Genomic DNA, 16,517 nt, shown 5'->3' with positions numbered 1-16,517 from the left:
GTCCGTTTTACCGGGTACCGCAGGGCCCATTCAGCAGCGAGAACAGCGGCGTCGGTTCCCTGTACGCCGTTCGTCACGGAGGGCGTTTCAGCGATCGGGCGGGAACCAGTCGGCCTCCCGTCCCGCGTGCGCCGGAGTCACACCTCGGGGCGCAGCATCGGAGGGTTGAGGAGGGTGGCTCCGCCGGCGCGGAAGAGTTGGGCGGGGCGTCCGCCCTGACGGGTGGTGGTGCCCCCGGTGGGCACAAGGAAGCCGGGTGTGCCGGTCACCTTGCGGTGGAAGTTGCGCGGGTCGAGCGCCACTCCCCACACCGCCTCGTAGACGCGACGCAGTTCCCCCACAGTGAACTCGGGTGTACAGAATGCGGTGGCCAGCGACGAGTACTCGATCTTTGAACGGGCCCGTTCCACACCATCGGCCAGGATCTGGGCGTGGTCGAAGGCGAGGGGGGCGATCGGTTCGCCGTCGCGGCCGTAACCGCTTTGCTGCAACAGTTCCTCGACGGGTGCCCAACGCGCGTTGCTGGCGTCGCCGCCCGCCCGAGGAGCGGGCAGGTCGGGAGCGAGGGCGAGGTGGGCGACACTGACCACGCGCATCCGGGGGTCGCGCTTGGGGTCGCCATAGGTCGCGAGTTGTTCCAGATGGGCACCGTTGTCCTGAACGGGGACGGACGGGTCGTGGGCGTGCAGTCCGGTCTCCTCCGCCAGCTCGCGTGCCGCTGCCTGTGCCAGGTCCTCGTCGGCCCGTACGAAACCGCCGGGGAGGGCCCAACGCCCCTGGAACGGCGACTCGCCCCTACGCACCGCCAGCGCGCACAGAGCGTGACGGCGCACGGTCAGCACGACCAGGTCCACGGTGACGGCGAAGGGCGGGAAGGCTGACGGGTCGTAGGGCATGCCGCGATCATAGTCGTCTGCTTGACGATAAACACTCCTTTCGTGAGTCGGAGCGGGGGCTGATCCACTTCGGTCCGTCAAGGCTCACAGTCCCCTCCCCGCCACCACTCGATGGTGTGTCGTCCCAGGTCACACCCCCAGTTGTAATCCCTCGGCCGCCTCCTCGACCATGGCGAGCCCGAGCCGGCTGACACGTACCGAGAAGGGGGCGCCCGCGACCCTCAGTCCGGTCAGTCCGATCTCGCCGAGTGGCGCGCTGGGCACCGGACGCAGCGTGACCGTGCCGGCTGGGGTGTCCGGGCGGATGCCCGCGAGGGTCGTCAGCAGCAGAACGCCGGCGGCCGCCGCCGTGGCCGAGGGCCGGCAGGCCGCGGGATGGGGAAGCGGGGTGCTGCCGTCGGTGCGCTGCTCCCCCGCGTACATCTCGGGCAGCCGGTGACCGAAGGTCTCGGCGGCCGCCAGGACCCCTCTCAGCAGCGACGTGGTCTCTTTCTCGTAGCCCGCCGCGGCCAGGCCCGCCACGGCGGTCGCCGTCTCCTGAACCCGGACGGCACCGGCACGATGCCCGAACGGGTTGTAACCCCGCTCCTTCACGCCGAGTCCACGCAGTCCCCAGCCGGAGTCCAGCGGTGGGCTTCCCAGCAGCCGGGCGAGTTGTTCGGTCTGCGCCCGGTCGAGCAACCCCGGCGCATAACGGCCTCCTCCCAGCAGTCCGGTGTCGAGAAGGTGAGCTGCCGCGGCACCGAACTGCGTCACCAAACGCCCGTCCGGAGCACGGGCTGCCGCGGGTCGGCCGCCGCCGCGGTCCTCGGCCCAGAAGTCCTCGCGGAAGGCCGCCCGCAGCCGCTCCGCCCACTGACGCAGCCCGTCGCCGCCAGGGTGGTCGTACGCGTCGAGCAGGTCGGCGCCGAGGAGTGCCGCACGGTGGGCGTAGGCCTGTGTCTCGCAGCGGACGTGGCCTGAGTGGTGCGGATCGCTCAGATACGTTCCGTCGCCCACCCTGGTGCGCAGCCAGGCAAGACAGCGCTCCGCGGCCGGCAGCAGTTCCGCGATCGTGTGCTCCGAAAGTCCCCAGCGGCGCGCTTCCGCGAGCAGCACCGGGAAGAGCAGGGTTGCCTCCGTGCCCGTACAGCTCGGCGGCAGCAGGGGCCCGGCATCCCGACGAGGGCCGGGGATCATGCCCGCCCCTGGCCCGGGGACCAGAAGCTGCGTTCGCGCGAGAGCACGCAGCGTGCCGACCGCGAGCCCGGTACCCAGCGGCAGCGCCATCCGAGCGGCGGCGAGCGCCTCAGCCGGAGCCATGCCGCAGCGCCAGGGCACTCCGGCTGCCAGGTAGGTGTCGGACGGGTTTGCCGGGTCACGCAACAGCAGGGCCTGGAGGTCCTCGATGCTCGTGTGCAGCAGCGCCTGGACGCCGGGGTGATCTCCGATCGCGCGTGCTGGTGCCAGCGGACTCGTCGCCGCGCGGCCCACGGCCCGAACGGGCCCTGCGCCCTCCAGCTGTACGCGCAGTTCCACGGTCACGGTGCCGCCTGGCGGTACCTCCAACTCCCAGCGCAGCAGTCCTGCGGAGGCCAGGGCGTCGGCGGGCGGCGGATCGGCCGTGACCTTGGCGCTGGCCCCGTCGGCGGACCATCGCAGACCCGAGTCATGGACACTGGCCGGCAGTTCGGGCCCCGCGCGGCCGGACGCGATCGTCCCAAGGTCCGCCAGGTCCGTGCCCAGGGCGACCTCCACCGGCAGTCGCAGTGGGCGCGTGGCCGCGCTGTGCAGGGTGATGCGTTCCGTGCCGTCCGCATGGCGGATGCGTTCGACCACGACGTCCGGGTCCGGGCCGGCACCGGGCATCGCGCGCAGGGCTCCCACGAAACGTGCACGATCCGCTGCGACGGTGCCGCCCTGGACCGCGATCGGTTCGCGTCCGGCGACGAGGATCTGGCAGCGCGAGAGCACGCGTCGGCCCGCGCGGTAGAACCCCTCCAGCCCCTGACCGGTCAGCTGCCCCTGTTCTGTGGAGATGGCGAGGCCTGGGAGCGCGACGCAGATGACCGCGGTGTGGGCGGGGGGCAGGTCGGGCGAGCGGCGCGGAACCGGGGTCGGTATCGATGCCGGGTGGCCTGGTGAGGACGACGGGGGCTTGGGGCGGCCCGTGGTGACGGAAGAAGCCCGGACCGGGGCCTCCGACAACCGGCCCAGGGACGTCGGCGGGGTGGGACGGAGGGGCTGATTCGAGCCCGGGAGCTGCTCCTGTCCCGCGGATGCGGACCTGCGCCGTCCGGAGCGATTCCAGGGCGCGGGGCGCTGGGCCCGCGCCGGCGGGGAGCCCTCGTACTCCGCGCGCTGTTCGGCCTGCTCGGCCCGCGATCGCTTCATCTGAGAGGTCGGGCAGGAGAGATCGTCCGGTGGCGGGATGATGTCTCCTTTCCCGGTCGGTGTGGGCGCACCGAAGGACGGGCGGTCGTCGTCGGTGGCGGAGGGCGGAGTCGGCTGATGCAAGGGTGGCTTCCTCTGCACTCTGTGTGCCTCTGGCGTGTTCGGCGCCGGTTGCGGGGCTCCTGAGGGACAAGGACGGTAAGGCGGCGCCACCGGGCCAGGCGTACCGCCACTCAGGTGAACGGGACGAGCCTCTTCGGAGTCACGCCCGCGGTCGCGGAAGCCGACCGGACGGCGGCGGGGCGGGCAGCTGCGGGAGAGCGTCCCGCGGCTGCCCACGGTCCGCCGGAGTGTGTCCGCCGTCCGCCGCAGTCGGTCGCCCAACCTCGGGAAGAGGCCGCTCCTGGGCCGACGGTGCCTCATGGCGTCCCCTCGGGGGCGTCACCTCCCGGCCGCACGCCTTCGGAGCGGGCCTCGTGTCCCCGCACGTTCTCCCTCTCCGAATGGCGTGACTGCGGGCTGCCCTTCCGCGTGGGTCGAGGGCGCACCCCTCCCTTTCGCGGCGCGCCGGGGCGCGTACCGGCGGCCGGCCGGGTGCGGCCGCGGGAGTCGTCCGCTCCCGTGGGCCGTCCTCCCGTTTCTGAGGGGCAAGGGTGGCTGTCAGGACGAGCTGCGGCACGTGTCCGTCGTCGGCGTCGGGGAGACGCGTCGGGTGAGGGGAGCTCGTCGGGTGTGGGGGACTCGTCGGGCGACGGGGAAGAGGGCTCCGCGCCGAGGTCGCCGCTTTCCTGGTGAGTCGGTACGTCCGCCCATGACTGTGCTCCGGCTCCTGGCGGCGCACTCACGCTGCGCGTCTCGCGTTCCGCGCGGAGGCAACGCCGGATGGACTCCGGGTCCAGGCCCTCGTTGCATGCCTGGTGCAGCAGCCGGGCGAAGAGGTAATCAGGGTCGGCACCCAGCGCCATGGCCAAGGCTTCCCTGGCCTCGATCTCGTCACCGGTCGACCATGCGACCCAGCCGACGAGGGTGAGCGGCGCCGCAGCGTGTTCACCGTACGGTCCGACGCAGCGGCGGGCCAGGGCACGCCACAGGCGTAGCGCCGGCCCGGCCTCGTCGCCTTCCATCCACTCGGCGACCCGATCACGGGTCGCACGGTCCTGGAGGCCGAGGATCAGCGTGGCCGCCTCCTCGTGTCCGAGCAGGGCGTCGTCGCGCAGATCCGCGTCGAGAGTGCCGGAGACGTGTGGCGCCTCGGTGAATCGGGTCATGATCTGCTCGGCGAGCTCCACCGTCTCCTCGGCCACGGCCGCTCGACCGGCTTCGTCGAACATCCTGGGGACCTGCGCCATGCTGGTGGTGTCCAGGCAGACCTCCTGCTCCAAGGCCGCTGAGGTCTCCCACGGCACCAGCCTGCCCCGCAGCTCCCGCAGTGTCCCGCGCACCTGCAGTCCGGCGTAGGTCGCCGCGGCCGCGAGCACGGATGTGCCGGGCAGTCCCATCGGCAGTCCCTCGACCGGACAGCACCCTTCGCTCGGACAGCAGTACGACCAGAACCGCCCGTCGGAGATGCACAGCGCCTCGATCACGGGGACGTCCAGCCGTCCGCACTCCGTGCGCAGCAGCCCGGCGAGTCGGGCCAGCCGCTGCATCACCCGCTGCCCGGACTCACCCTTTGCCGGTTCCTGACAGAGGTAGGCGACCATCTGCTCCGGCTTGGCACCCCGCCTCTCGCTTCCCGTGATCAAGCCATGGGCCAGCTGTCGGGCCGCGGAGTCCCAGTCGTCCTCGTTCGTGGGAATGCCGAGCCGGGCCCGCCCTCCGAACCGGCCGCGTCCCCCGCGGTCGTGAAGGGCGACCAGGACGATGCTGTCCTCGGGGCGGTATCCGAGGAGATAGGGCAGGGCATCGGCGAGTTCGCCCGGTGTACGCAGGGTCACCTGGTGATCGCTCCCGTGGGCGTCATACGTGACGCACTCGACGTGCTGCTCGCCGCCTCCGGTTTCCTCGCCGCCCGCGCCTCGCCCTCCGTGCGCGTTGTATCCGTCTCGTCCGCCGATGTCGCCGTTACCAGCGGATCCAGTCGTTTCGCTGTGATTCGTCATGCGCAGACGATCTCGCGGATCGCCAACTCCCGCTTGCGCCTGTGGATAAGTCCGAGCAGGGACACATCAATGGACACCTGCGGCTCTGTCTGTCCACATGCGTCAGACCGCCTGTCGGAACGGTTCTGTTGTATGGACGCCTGACGCAGGCGCGCCCGTGGCCGCCCTGCTCGCGGGCACACGCGGCACGGGTCGGCCGCCGCTGGGAGCAGCGGGAGTCGTTTACCCGGCCAGGGCAAGGGTGAGTGGGAGTACCTGGTCGGCTCCGGTCCGGCGCAGGAGGCGGGCGCCTACGGCCAGGGTCCAGCCGGAGTCGGTGTAGTCGTCGACGAGCAAGACCGGGCCGGGGGTGGCGGCCAGGGCGGCGGCAAGGTCGTCGGGCACGGTGAACGAGGCGGCGAGGGCGTGCAGCCGCTGGGCGGAGTTGCTGCGGTGCGCGGCGTACTCGCCGGCCTGCGGCGTGTAGGCGAGGCTGCCCAGCAGCGGGAGCCGACCCACCTCGGCCAGGCCCCCGGCCAGGGAGCCCACCAGTTGCGGACGGGTACGGGAGGGCATGGCGATGATCCCCACCGGGCGTGCGACCGCGTCGGGGGCTCCGCTGGCCCAGCCGCCCGGCGAGCGGGCCCAGTCGGCCACCACCCGCACGACAGCGGCCAGCACATCGTCCGGGACCGGCCCGTCCTCCGCTTGCGCCGACAGGAGTGGACGCAGGCGGTTGCCCCAGCCGATGTCCGACAATCTGCCCAACGCGCGCCCGATGGCCGCCTGCTGGTCCACGGGGATACGGCCCTTCAGGTCCATGCCTACCGCGGCCAGACCGGTCGGCCACATCTTGCGGGGCTCGACCTCGACCCCCGGACGATCCAGCTCGCCTGTCGCCGCCGCGAGGGCTCCGGGAGAGACGGCCGGGTCGAGCCAGGGCCCGACGCAGTTGTCGCAGCGACCGCACGGGACCGCCTTCTCGTCGTCCAGCTGCCGCTGCAAGAACTCCATCCGGCACCCCGTGGTCGCCACGTAGTCCCGCATGGCCTGCTGTTCAGCCTCGCGCTGCCGGGCCACCCAGGCATACCGCTCCGCGTCATACGCCCACGGCTGTCCGGTGGCGGTCCAGCCCCCCTTCACCCGCTTGACCGCCCCGTCCACGTCCAGGACCTTCAGCATGGTCTCCAGGCGCGAGCGCCGAAGATCCACCAGCGGCTCCAACGCCGGCAGAGACAACGGACGGCCCGCCTCCTCCAGTACCGCCAGGGTGTGCCGGACCTGTTCCTCGGGCGGGAAACCCACCGAAGCGAAGTACGCCCAGATCGCCTCGTCCTCCCGGCCCGGCAGCAGCAGCACATCCGCATGGTCAACACCGCGCCCCGCACGCCCCACCTGCTGGTAGTAGGCGATCGGCGAGGAAGGCGACCCCAGATGCACCACGAACCCCAGATCCGGCTTGTCAAAGCCCATGCCCAGAGCCGAGGTCGCCACCAGCGCCTTCACCCGGTTCGCCAGCAGATCCTCCTCCGCCTGCAAACGATCGGCGTTCTCCGTCTTCCCTGTGTAGGAAGCCACCGGATAACCCCGCTGCCGCAGGAACGCGGCGACTTCCTCCGCCGCCGCCACCGTCAGCGTGTAGATGATCCCCGAACCCGGCAGATCACCCAGCCGGTCCCCGAGCCACGCCAGCCGATGCGCCGCATCCGGCAACGCCAGCACTCCCAAGCGCAGGCTCTCCCGGTCCAGCGGCCCCCGTAGCACCAGAGCGTCCCCACCCCCCGTGCCCAATTGATCAGCCACATCCGCGGTCACCCGCGCGTTCGCGGTCGCCGTCGTGGCCAGCACGGGCACCCCCTCCGGCAACTCCGCCAGCATCGTGCGCAGCCGACGGTAGTCCGGGCGAAAGTCGTGACCCCAGTCGGAAATGCAATGCGCCTCATCGACCACCAGCAGGCCGGTCGTGGCCGCGAGCTTGGGCAGCACCTGATCGCGAAAGTCCACGGAATTGAGACGTTCCGGGCTCACCAGGAGAACGTCGGTCTCGCCGCGCTCCACCTCGCCGTAGATGGTGTCCCACTCCTCCGGATTGGCCGAGTTGATCGTGCGCGCCTGGATCCCGGCCCGCGCCGCCGAATCGACCTGGTTGCGCATCAGCGCCAGCAACGGCGAGATGATCACCGTCGGGCCGGAGCCACACCTGCGCAGCAAAGCGGTGGCCACGAAGTACACGGCCGACTTGCCCCAGCCGGTGCGCTGCACTACCAGCGCCCGTCGGCGTTCCTCCACCAGGGCCGCCACCGCCTGCCACTGGTCCTCCCGCAACCGCGCCGAGCCCACAGAGGCACCGACGAGCTCAGCAAGGACGGCATCGGCTTCAGCACGGAGTTCCAGGTTGTCCATGTCTCCATGCAACCCGATAGCACTGACAATCAGCGAACTCGCCGGACGTAACTCCACCCCTTCCCGACACAACCCCTGGTCCTGGCTGTGCGGCGCTGGCTCCGCGCCACCGCCTCCCCGCCCCTCAGCAGACCCTCGCCCCAGGAGCTCGTTTCGCCGCACAAGCGTGTCGTGCTCGAACGTCTCAAGCGTCCCCCTCCGACGCGCTGGGTAGGGATATAAATCGCAAACCGCTAAATAAGGTTCGGTAGGCCCAATTGCTCGTTGCCGCAACCAAGTTCGACAGGAAGAATTGAGGTCCGCTCCCCGCACGGCTCACCCGTTGTCCGGTAGGGCTTTGCTGCGGTGCGCACTCCCCCGAATCCGACCCCGCCCGCAGTGTGGGCGCGTAGCCGAAGGGAGGACCGTGACCTTCGGATTCGCTCCGTCCTCCGCGGCGTCGACGTCGTCATCTGCCGATCTGTCCGCCGCACCCGCCAACCCTCTGACCCGCATGCTGGAACCCGCGGAGTGGGCCGCCGCAGGAATTCCCCTGCTGCGCAATCCTCGCGAGGTCGTCAGCGGGCTGCACACACGGCATCACCCGAAACCGGCGACCGCGATCGTGGCGGTCCTGGATCCCGACGAGCGGCTGGCCGCGAGCGCCTCGTTCACCCGCCGCTCGACGCCGGCGGACGGCTGGATGTTCCGCAACGTGCTGCTCGCCCAATTGCGCCGGGTGATCCCGCACGATCTGCGGCGGCGCACGCCCGTGCGCACTGCCGTGCTGCTCTACTGCCGTGAGGGCGACGCGCGCTGGACGGAGGAGGACGGTGCGTGGATGTGGGGGCTGCGCGACGCCTGCACCCTGCACGGACTGCGCTGCGGGGCGTACATCACGCTGACCCGGGACGGTTGGCAGGTTCTGGGCGAAGGCCGAGGCGGACGCCGGCCGAACACGAACTCCGTGCCGGAGCCCTTCGGCCTGTCGGAGGCACCGCCTCCCCTACCGCGTACGGGTGGCGCCGCCTCTGAGGTACTGCGCCGCGCGGCCGCCCGCTGAGCCCGGCAGCGCCGGTTTCCGGGCACCTGCCCGTTTCGTACGCGTGCTCCACGCCCTGAGCGCGCCCGCGGACGGGCGCCTGCGAGAGCGCGGCCCACTGGGGGTAGTACAGACTGGGCGGGCGCCGGCGGTACGCAGGGAGCTCATGCGCGCGACGCCTGAGCTCTGGCGCTCAGTGTCCGCAGCGGGCCCCGCCCTCACCGACACGAACCTCGCGGCTGTGCGTCCTCACGGACCCGGCCGGGGTCCGGCGGTGGGCAGCCAGAACTGCCCTCCGGTCTTCCGTGCAGGCGAAAGCCTCCAGGGGCGAGGGGCACTGAGCGAGACGCCCACGTGCAGGTGCCGCCGCGGCGGCACCTGCGTCACCCCGACTCCCCCGGGACGTGCCTAAGTCCGGTCAGATGCTCGCAGCAAGGACCGAGTTGATCAGCTGCGGGTCACCGCAGACGATCAACAGGGCACCGGCCCGGGCACGCGCCAGCGGCAGCGCATCGGCCGTAGCGGTCTCGAGGCCACCGTTGACGGCGACCACGACCACGGGGCGGGTGGCGGCGCGGGAGGCGACGGCGGCGTCCATGTAGAAGACGTCGTCGCCCGCGTCGTGCTGCGCCCAGTAGGAGGCTTCACCGAAGGACAGTTCGTGGGCGGCCCACGGGTGCTGAGCGCCGGTGGTGATCACCAGCACGTCACCGGGGGCGCGTCCCGACTCCAGGAGGAGGTCGACGGCTTCTTCGGCAGCATCGAGCGCACCCTCGGCGGACGCCGGGATCAGCTGGATCTGCGGGGCAGCCGCCGCGGGAGCAGCCGCGACAGGGACCGCGACCGGGGCGGCTGGGCCCGACGGTCCGGGCTTGGCCACGGCCACGTCACGCGGCGTGTGTTGCACCGGGGGCGCCGGCCGCAGCGGGCCGGGCCGACCGGGGCGCGGATGCGCCGCGGGGCGGGGACCAGGTACAGGACGGGGGGTCGGCACGGTACGGCCACTGGCCGGAGTCGCGCGGGGACCCTGGGCACTCTCGTGAATCTGAGGCTCCTCGGGAATGAGAGGCATGAGCTGATTTTTATCAAACATTAGTGCGGCTCGCGTCGGCCGGTGGCACATGAGTGCGAGCGGAATCGTCAGAAATCGAAGCCGAGCTGACCCTCGATCTCCGGAACGCTTCCGTCCGCCCAACTGCGGACCTTCTTGAGGTGCTGCCACTGGGGCAGCGCATCAAGATACGCCCACGACAATCGGTGGTACGGGGTGGGGCCCCGCTCCTCCAGTGCGGCCTTGTGCACCGGCGACGGATAGCCGGCGTTGGCCGCAAAGTCGAAGTCTGCATGGTCGATGCCCAGTTCGGCCATCATTTTGTCGCGCTGGACCTTGGCGATCACGGACGCGGCCGCGACGGCCACGCACGAACGGTCACCCTTGATCACCGTACGGACGTTCCACGGTGATCCGAGGTAGTTGTGCTTGCCGTCGAGGATCACCGCGTCAGGACGGACGGGCAGGGCCTCCAGGGCGCGCACGGCCGCTATGCGCAAGGCGGCCGTCATCCCCATCTGGTCGATCTCCTCCGGAGAGGCATGCCCCAGGGCGTATGACGTCACCCATCCCCGCAAGGTCTCGGCGAGAACCGTGCGCCGCTTGATGGTGAGCAGCTTGGAGTCGGTGAGGCCCTCGGGAGGTCGGCGCAGACCGGTGACCGCCGCGCAGACGGTGACGGGGCCGGCCCAGGCGCCGCGCCCCACCTCGTCGACACCGGCAATGATCTTCGCTCCGGTCGTGGCGCGGAGGGAGCGCTCGACGGTGTGAGTAGGAGGTTCGTACGGCATGGCGTCCTTAGCGTACGCCGCCCGGATCGCCGCTCGACACCCCGGTTTCCGGAGTGCTACTTCACCGCCGCCGCACGCCACCCTCATCCACGTGTCGGCCGCAGCAGAGGAAGCATCAACTGGTCGATCACCTCCTCGAGATCCTGATCACTCCATTCGCTCGCGCACATCTTGGAGCGATACATCATCATCGCCGGGATGGCGTCGAAGACGTAGCCGTTGGCAGCGTCGGATCGCACCTCACCCCGCTCAATTCCGCGAATAACGACTTCTCGAAGCAGTTGGACCGTGGGCTCGACAAGCCCCTTGACGATCACAGCATGAAGACGCTCCGCTTGCACAGGATCACATTCGTGAATCACTGCGCGAAGTGCGAGCCCCGGCCTGGAGAACATCGCGTCGCGGCTTCGCCGGCACAGCGCGAGGAGATCCGCGCGCACGCCGCCCAGATCGGGCACCCCCTCGAGCCGCGGGAGTGCGGCCTGCAACGCGTCAGCGACCAGGTCCTCCTTGGACGGCCAGCGTCGATAGACGGCCGCCTTGCCTGTCTGAGCTCCTGCGGCGACACCCTCCATCGTCAGCCCCTTCCAGCCGACCGTGCTGAGTTGCTCCAGGGCGGCATCGAGGATCGCCCGTTCAAGCACGGCGCCACGCCGACGTAGTGAGGCCTGAGCGGGGGCGGCCGTCCAGTGCGAGGTAACCATCTGAGCGTCTCCAGCAAACGGGTAAGCGGGGATTTCGGGAGCGGGGAGCACCACGCGGCGACAGAGGGGGACGTGACGCGCGGCGACAAGCAGAGTGAACGCTTGCGTTCACTAGTAGGGACTCACTACCGTTGACGCGACAGTGAACGCGACCGTTCACTAAGGCATTTGTGGGGGACCCATAGTGACAACCTCTCAGTTAGTTCAGGATCAGAAACCAGGTGCGGCCCGCCGGGAGGGACACCCCGGTCTCGCGCTCACCGTCATCGCGGCCTGCCAACTCATGGTGGTACTCGACGCGACGATTGTGAACATCGCACTCCCGCACATTCAAAACGCACTCAACTTCAGCACTACCGACCTCACTTGGGTCGTCAGCTCCTACACGCTCACCTTCGGCGGACTGCTGCTCCTGGGCGGGCGGGCCGGCGACATCCTCGGCAGGCGACGGGTCTTCATGACCGGCATCCTGCTGTTCACCTTCGCGTCGTTGCTCGGCGGACTGGCCCAGGAACCCTGGCAGTTGCTGGCGGCCCGCGTCCTGCAGGGCGTGGGTGGGGCGATCGCGTCGCCCACTTCGCTGGCCCTCATCACCACCACGTTCCCCGAAGGGCCGCAACGGAATCGCGCCTTCGGCGTGTTCGCGGCGGTCTCCGCGGGCGGCGGTGCCATCGGGCTGCTCGCCGGAGGCATGCTCACGGAGTGGCTCGACTGGCGGTGGGTGCTCTTCGTCAACGTGCCCATCGGTGTGCTGATCGCCGTGCTCACGCCGCTGTACATCAGCGAGTCCGAGCGGCACACCGGCCGCTTCGACTTCCTGGGAGCATTCACCTCGACGGCCGGAATGGCCCTGCTCGTCTACGGGTTCATCCGGGCGGCCGACAGCGGGTGGCGGGACAGCCTGACCATCGGTTCCTTCGGTGCCGCCGTGGTTCTGCTGCTGGCCTTCGCCTTCGTCGAATCCCGCGCCAAGGAACCGATCACGCCGCTCAGGATGTTCGCCGACCGTAACCGCTCGGGCACGTACGTGATCATGTTGAGCCTTGCCGCCGCGATGTTCGGCATGTTCTTCTACATCGTCCTCTTCGTGCAGAACGTGCTGGGGTACAGCCCGATCAAGGCCGGTCTCGCCTTCCTGCCGGTGACGGTCGTGATCGCGTTGGGCGCGGGCCTGTCGCAGCGGTTCCTGCCGGTGCTCGGCCCGAAGCCGTTCATGCTCGGGGGTTCGGCGCTCGCCGCGGTCGGTCTGGCCTGGCAGACCCTCATCAGTTCCGACAGCTCCTATGTCGGCGGGGTCCTCGGGCCGATGCTGGTGTTCGGCTTCGGTATGGGCCTGAACTTCGTCACGCTTACGCTCACCGCCGTCTCCGGCGTGGCCCAGCACGAGGCCGGCGCGGCATCCGGACTTCTCAACGCCATGCAGCAGGTGGGAGGTTCGCTGGGCCTGTCCATCCTGACCACGGTGTTCGGCTCGGCCAGCAAGGACGAGGCGGAGAAGCAACTGCCGCAGTTCCTCACCGACGCCACCGCGGAACAGAAGGCGGAGTTCGCCAAGACGCACCAACTGCCGGCTCCCTGGGGTCATGAGGTGCTCGCCCAGGGCATTTCCACGGGCTTCATCGCCGCCGCCGCGATGGCCGTACTCGCCCTGGTGACCGCGTGGTTGGTGATCAGGGTCCGCAAGAGCGACCTCGAGGCTCTCGCCGGCACGGCCGGACCGGGCCTCGGCTGACCCGGGTCGCCCCGCGACAAGCCACGGATGGCCGGATCGGGTCCTGAGCGCCGCAGGCGAGGGCACCCGTCCGGCCATCCGCCCGCCTGACACACCCGCCGGCACCAACCTCACCGCCAACCTCACCGCCAACGCCACCAGCAACGCCGCCAGCACCGGCACGACAAACTCCAGCACGAACCGCATGATCACCCCCTCCGGGCCCCGTGTCAGTCACCCCGTATGAGCCATGCCTCATGCCTCACACAACGGTTGCCATGAGAACGCCCGGATGGTCACACAGAGTTCCCATTGCGCACAGAGAGTTTTCGCGCATCGCATCTCACCACCGCGCCGGTGGACAACCGCAGGTGGGTGCGGGACAGCCGAAGGCCGCGTCAGACTGAGGCTGGAACCCACTCAGGCACGGCTTCCGTTCGCGCCACCCAGTGGGCAGGCGGCGCCCCCGCCTTACCGGAGGCGATCACCCCGCCCACGATGGCGCAGGTCGTGTCCACGTCGCCGCCGACTTGCGCGGTCGTCCAGAACCCCTGCTCGTAGTCCCCGACGGACCGTGCCGCCGACCAGAGAGCGAAGGGCACGGTGTCGTGGGCCGTGGTGCGCCGCCCGCAGCCCAGCACGGCCGCGACGGTGGCTGGGTCCGCGTAGTCGAGCATGTCCCGGGCCCGACGCAGGCCCGCGCCGACAGCGCTCTTCGGCACCAGGGCGATGACGCCGTCGAGCAGCAGTTCGGGGGTCGGCGGTCCGCCCGGGGCAGCGGTCAGCGCGGCAGCCGCGGCGACGGCCATGGCACCAACCACACCCTCACGGTGCTGATGCGTCGGATAGGCAGAGATCTCTGCCTGGTGGACCGCCTGCTCCGGGTCCTCCGCGTACCAGGCACCCAACGGCGCCACACGCATCGCGGCTCCGTTGCCCCACGGCCCCTGTCCGTTGAAGAGGGCGGAGGCCAGTTCGCGCCAGTCACCGCCCTCTCGGACCAGCCGCAGCAAGCGGTTGACCGCGGGGCCGTATCCGCGGTCGAAGTCATGGTGCTCGGCGAAGGAGCGGGCAAGGGCGTCCTGGTCGATGCGGTCGTGGCCGGCGAGGACGGCGACCACGGAGCACGCCATTTCCGTGTCGTCGGTCCACTGCCACCGGCCTGGCGGCAGCTCGCGGTCCTTCAGCAGCGGGTAGTTCACCGGCACGAAGAACTGCGAGCCCAGCGCGTCTCCCACGGCTAGTCCGCGCAGGCTGGCCAGAGCGCGCTGCAGGCGCCCTGCGGGAGACAAGTCAGCGGTCATCGCTGTCACTCTATCCGGTGATTCCGTACGGTTCCGGGTCCCGCCAACGTTCGAAGGGCCGGTCCAGCGCGTATTTGCCGTCGTCCCCGAGAACGAGCATCCGCATCTCCGCGTTCCCCGGGTTCGCCAACGACTCGAACTCCGCGACCGTCCAGTGGAACCAGCGCATGCAGAACAGACGCATGGCCAGACCGTGGGTGACAATCAGCACGTTCGACGGATGATCAGTGGCCTCGAAGCTGCGGAACAGGCTCTCCAGGAAGCCGCCCACCCGGTCGTACACATCGGCGCCGGACTCGCCCTGGGCGAACCGGTAGAAGAAGTGTCCGTACGCGTCCCGGTAGGCCTTCTGGAGGCGGACGTCGTCGCGGTCCTGCCAGTTTCCCCAGTCCTGTTCACGCAGCCTGGGCTCCTCGCGCACCCGTATGACCGCCGGGTCGAGGTGGAACGCTCGGAGCGTCTCGAGGGTGCGACGGTACGGGGAGACGTACACGCTGACGCGCTCACGGCCGAAGACCTCGCGCAGCCGTTTGCCGGTCTCCTCCGCCTGCTGCCACCCCCTCTCGGTGAGGCCGAGGGCGTGGTCGGGTTCACGCTCGTAAACGGTGTCATCAACATTGCCCGTTGACTCGCCGTGCCGGACAAGGACGATGCGCCGTGGTCGTGCCATGCCAAAACCCTAGATCGGTTCAGGCCCTGTCGAGCACCACTACGGCTTTCATACGGCGTAGGTCACACAGTTCCCGCCCCGTGCCGCCTCCGGGCACACGACGACAGGTCCCGATTCAGACGATCCAGGTCGGTTCGAGCTCCACGATGTCGCCCGTCAGAGAGGCGATGTCGGCCTCCGTCTGAGCCCGCAGGGCGAGCCGCTCCACGCGTTCGGTCCGGTACTTGCCGTGTTCCGCGGCCGATCGCCACATCGACAGCACCAGGAACTCATGGCCCGGCGCTTCTCCGAACAGACCGCGGATCATGCCGGGCGAACCGGCCATCGCGGGGTTCCAGACCTTCTCCTGCATCAGCGTGAAGTGTTCGGCGCGGTCCTCGTGGACGCGGCAATGGGCGACCCGTACCAGGTCGGCGTCCGTGAACCGGGGTTCGAAGCCGGTCTTCACGTCGAAGCGGTAGTCGAACAGTTTGACCTGGACGTCCTTGAAGGTGCCCGACTGTGTCGCCGCCAGCCGATCATGGGACCGGGCCATGAAGGAGTCGTAGAAGGCACGGCTCTCCCAGAAGGCGAAGACGTGCGCCACACCCTGCCGCCCCCGGCTCCAGCCACCACCCTGTCCCCGAAACCCCGGCTCCCCCAGAAGCCCCGCCCACTTCCGCTGCCCCCGCTCGAAACCGCGGCGGTCCACCACGGTGCAGCGAATCCACTTGACCAGCACCGCGCCATGGTAAGGCCACGGAGCGTGGCGTTGGTCACTCTGGTGGGGAGAGCTGGCCCGCAGTCGCACCCGCACGCGTGGCAGGATGGACAACCTGCCTTGCCTGCCCGGCACTTCGGGCCGGCGCCACAGGGGGAAGGGGAAGTCTGGTGAACGGCCTCAGCAAGGGCATCCGCAAGGTCGAGATCGCGGTGAAATGGGACCCGAGTGCGGCGGGACAACCGCCGACCGATCTGGACCTCGTGGCCGCGACCTATCTCGCGAGTGATCCCTACGAAAATCCCGCCAACGTGGTGCACTTCGACAGCCGCTCCCCCGACGGCACCATCTACCTCAACCGTGACAGCAAGGACGGCAAGGGCTTCGGCTGGGACGAGGTCATGACGGTCGAACTCGACCGGCTCGCCGACCGCTACGCGCGCGTGGTGGTCGGCGTCGTCATACAGCAGCGCCCGGACCGCCGCACCTTCGTCAGCGTCGTCAATCCGGCTCTCCGTATCCGCGAGGGCTACACGGTCCTGGCCGAGGACGACTTCGGCACGGTACTCGGGGCGACCGCGTCGACGGTCGCCGAGTTCGTACGCCAGGAATCCGGAACGTGGGACTTCCACCCCGGCCTCCACGGCTTCGAGGACGACCCGGCGACCTTCACCGCGGCCATGGGCCGGCTCCGCAATCCCTGACCAGGCCCATCAGCGGTCGAAGCGGCGCTCTCGCTGCCGAGCTGTGACGGCCCCGGCACCTGCGCCACAGACACCGAAAGCGGTGGCACCGAGAATCGGCGCCACCGC

13 protein-coding genes are annotated in these 16,517 nt (G+C 69.9%); 3 read left to right on the top strand and 10 right to left on the bottom strand.

Annotated features, from left to right (window positions below; translation table 11 throughout):
• Positions 1-137: 137 nt before the first annotated feature.
• From ACFYRY_RS26390 to ACFYRY_RS26375, 4 genes are all read right to left on the bottom strand, one after another.
• Positions 138-896 (bottom strand): NUDIX domain-containing protein, encoded by a 759-nt coding sequence (locus ACFYRY_RS26390; protein ID WP_389150465.1) that lies wholly within the window; start codon positions 894-896, stop codon positions 138-140.
• A 129-nt stretch (positions 897-1,025) separates the two neighbouring features.
• On the bottom strand, positions 1,026-3,392 hold the full coding sequence (locus ACFYRY_RS26385) for a glycogen debranching N-terminal domain-containing protein (RefSeq protein ID WP_389150462.1): 2,367 nt from the start codon (positions 3,390-3,392) through the stop codon (positions 1,026-1,028).
• A 296-nt stretch (positions 3,393-3,688) separates the two neighbouring features.
• Positions 3,689-5,371, bottom strand: a complete 1,683-nt coding sequence (locus tag ACFYRY_RS26380) for a DUF4192 domain-containing protein (RefSeq protein ID WP_389150460.1) — start codon at positions 5,369-5,371, stop codon at positions 3,689-3,691.
• A 222-nt stretch (positions 5,372-5,593) separates the two neighbouring features.
• A complete protein-coding gene (locus ACFYRY_RS26375) occupies positions 5,594-7,753 on the bottom strand; it encodes a RecQ family ATP-dependent DNA helicase (RefSeq protein WP_389150457.1) in 2,160 nt (719 codons plus the stop codon).
• 406 nt (positions 7,754-8,159) lie between these two features.
• Between ACFYRY_RS26375 and ACFYRY_RS26370 the strand changes: the two genes are divergently transcribed.
• On the top strand, positions 8,160-8,795 hold the full coding sequence (locus tag ACFYRY_RS26370) for a hypothetical protein (RefSeq protein WP_389150454.1): 636 nt from the start codon (positions 8,160-8,162) through the stop codon (positions 8,793-8,795).
• Between the two features lie 397 nt (positions 8,796-9,192).
• Here the strand turns inward: ACFYRY_RS26370 and ACFYRY_RS26365 are convergent, their stop codons facing one another.
• The 3 genes from ACFYRY_RS26365 to ACFYRY_RS26355 form a co-directional block, all read right to left on the bottom strand.
• Positions 9,193-9,846 carry a hypothetical protein gene (locus ACFYRY_RS26365; protein ID WP_389150451.1) on the bottom strand — a complete coding sequence of 218 codons (654 nt, stop codon included), beginning with the start codon at positions 9,844-9,846 and terminating at the stop codon, positions 9,193-9,195.
• 68 nt (positions 9,847-9,914) lie between these two features.
• Positions 9,915-10,616: a ribonuclease HII gene (locus ACFYRY_RS26360; RefSeq protein ID WP_356773244.1), complete on the bottom strand. Its 702-nt coding sequence runs from the start codon at positions 10,614-10,616 to the stop codon at positions 9,915-9,917.
• An 83-nt stretch (positions 10,617-10,699) separates the two neighbouring features.
• Complete coding sequence (locus ACFYRY_RS26355) at positions 10,700-11,320, bottom strand: TetR/AcrR family transcriptional regulator (RefSeq protein ID WP_389150447.1); 621 nt, start codon at positions 11,318-11,320, stop codon at positions 10,700-10,702.
• 184 nt (positions 11,321-11,504) lie between these two features.
• Between ACFYRY_RS26355 and ACFYRY_RS26350 the strand changes: the two genes are divergently transcribed.
• Positions 11,505-13,052, top strand: a complete 1,548-nt coding sequence (locus tag ACFYRY_RS26350; protein WP_389150444.1) for an MFS transporter — start codon at positions 11,505-11,507, stop codon at positions 13,050-13,052.
• A gap of 377 nt (positions 13,053-13,429) precedes the next feature.
• Here the strand turns inward: ACFYRY_RS26350 and ACFYRY_RS26345 are convergent, their stop codons facing one another.
• The 3 genes from ACFYRY_RS26345 to ACFYRY_RS26335 all read right to left on the bottom strand — a co-directional run bounded on the left by ACFYRY_RS26345 (position 13,430) and on the right by ACFYRY_RS26335 (position 15,726).
• The gene (locus ACFYRY_RS26345; protein ID WP_389150441.1) at positions 13,430-14,335 is read right to left on the bottom strand and encodes an ADP-ribosylglycohydrolase family protein; all 906 of its coding nucleotides are present in this window, start codon (positions 14,333-14,335) and stop codon (positions 13,430-13,432) included.
• A 10-nt stretch (positions 14,336-14,345) separates the two neighbouring features.
• Positions 14,346-15,005 carry a histidine phosphatase family protein gene (locus ACFYRY_RS26340; RefSeq protein ID WP_389150438.1) on the bottom strand — a complete coding sequence of 220 codons (660 nt, stop codon included), beginning with the start codon at positions 15,003-15,005 and terminating at the stop codon, positions 14,346-14,348.
• A 115-nt stretch (positions 15,006-15,120) separates the two neighbouring features.
• A complete protein-coding gene (locus tag ACFYRY_RS26335; RefSeq protein WP_389150436.1) occupies positions 15,121-15,726 on the bottom strand; it encodes a YdbC family protein in 606 nt (201 codons plus the stop codon).
• Between the two features lie 149 nt (positions 15,727-15,875).
• Between ACFYRY_RS26335 and ACFYRY_RS26330 the strand changes: the two genes are divergently transcribed.
• On the top strand, positions 15,876-16,409 hold the full coding sequence (locus tag ACFYRY_RS26330; protein WP_389150433.1) for a TerD family protein: 534 nt from the start codon (positions 15,876-15,878) through the stop codon (positions 16,407-16,409).
• Positions 16,410-16,517 lie beyond the last annotated feature (108 nt).

It is taken from the genome of Streptomyces sp. NPDC005263 (genome assembly GCF_042872365.1).
Classification (GTDB): Bacteria; Actinomycetota; Actinomycetes; order Streptomycetales; family Streptomycetaceae; genus Streptomyces.
The sequence above is the reverse complement of the archived record's forward strand: the minus strand, read 5'-3'. Positions and strand labels throughout refer to the sequence as shown.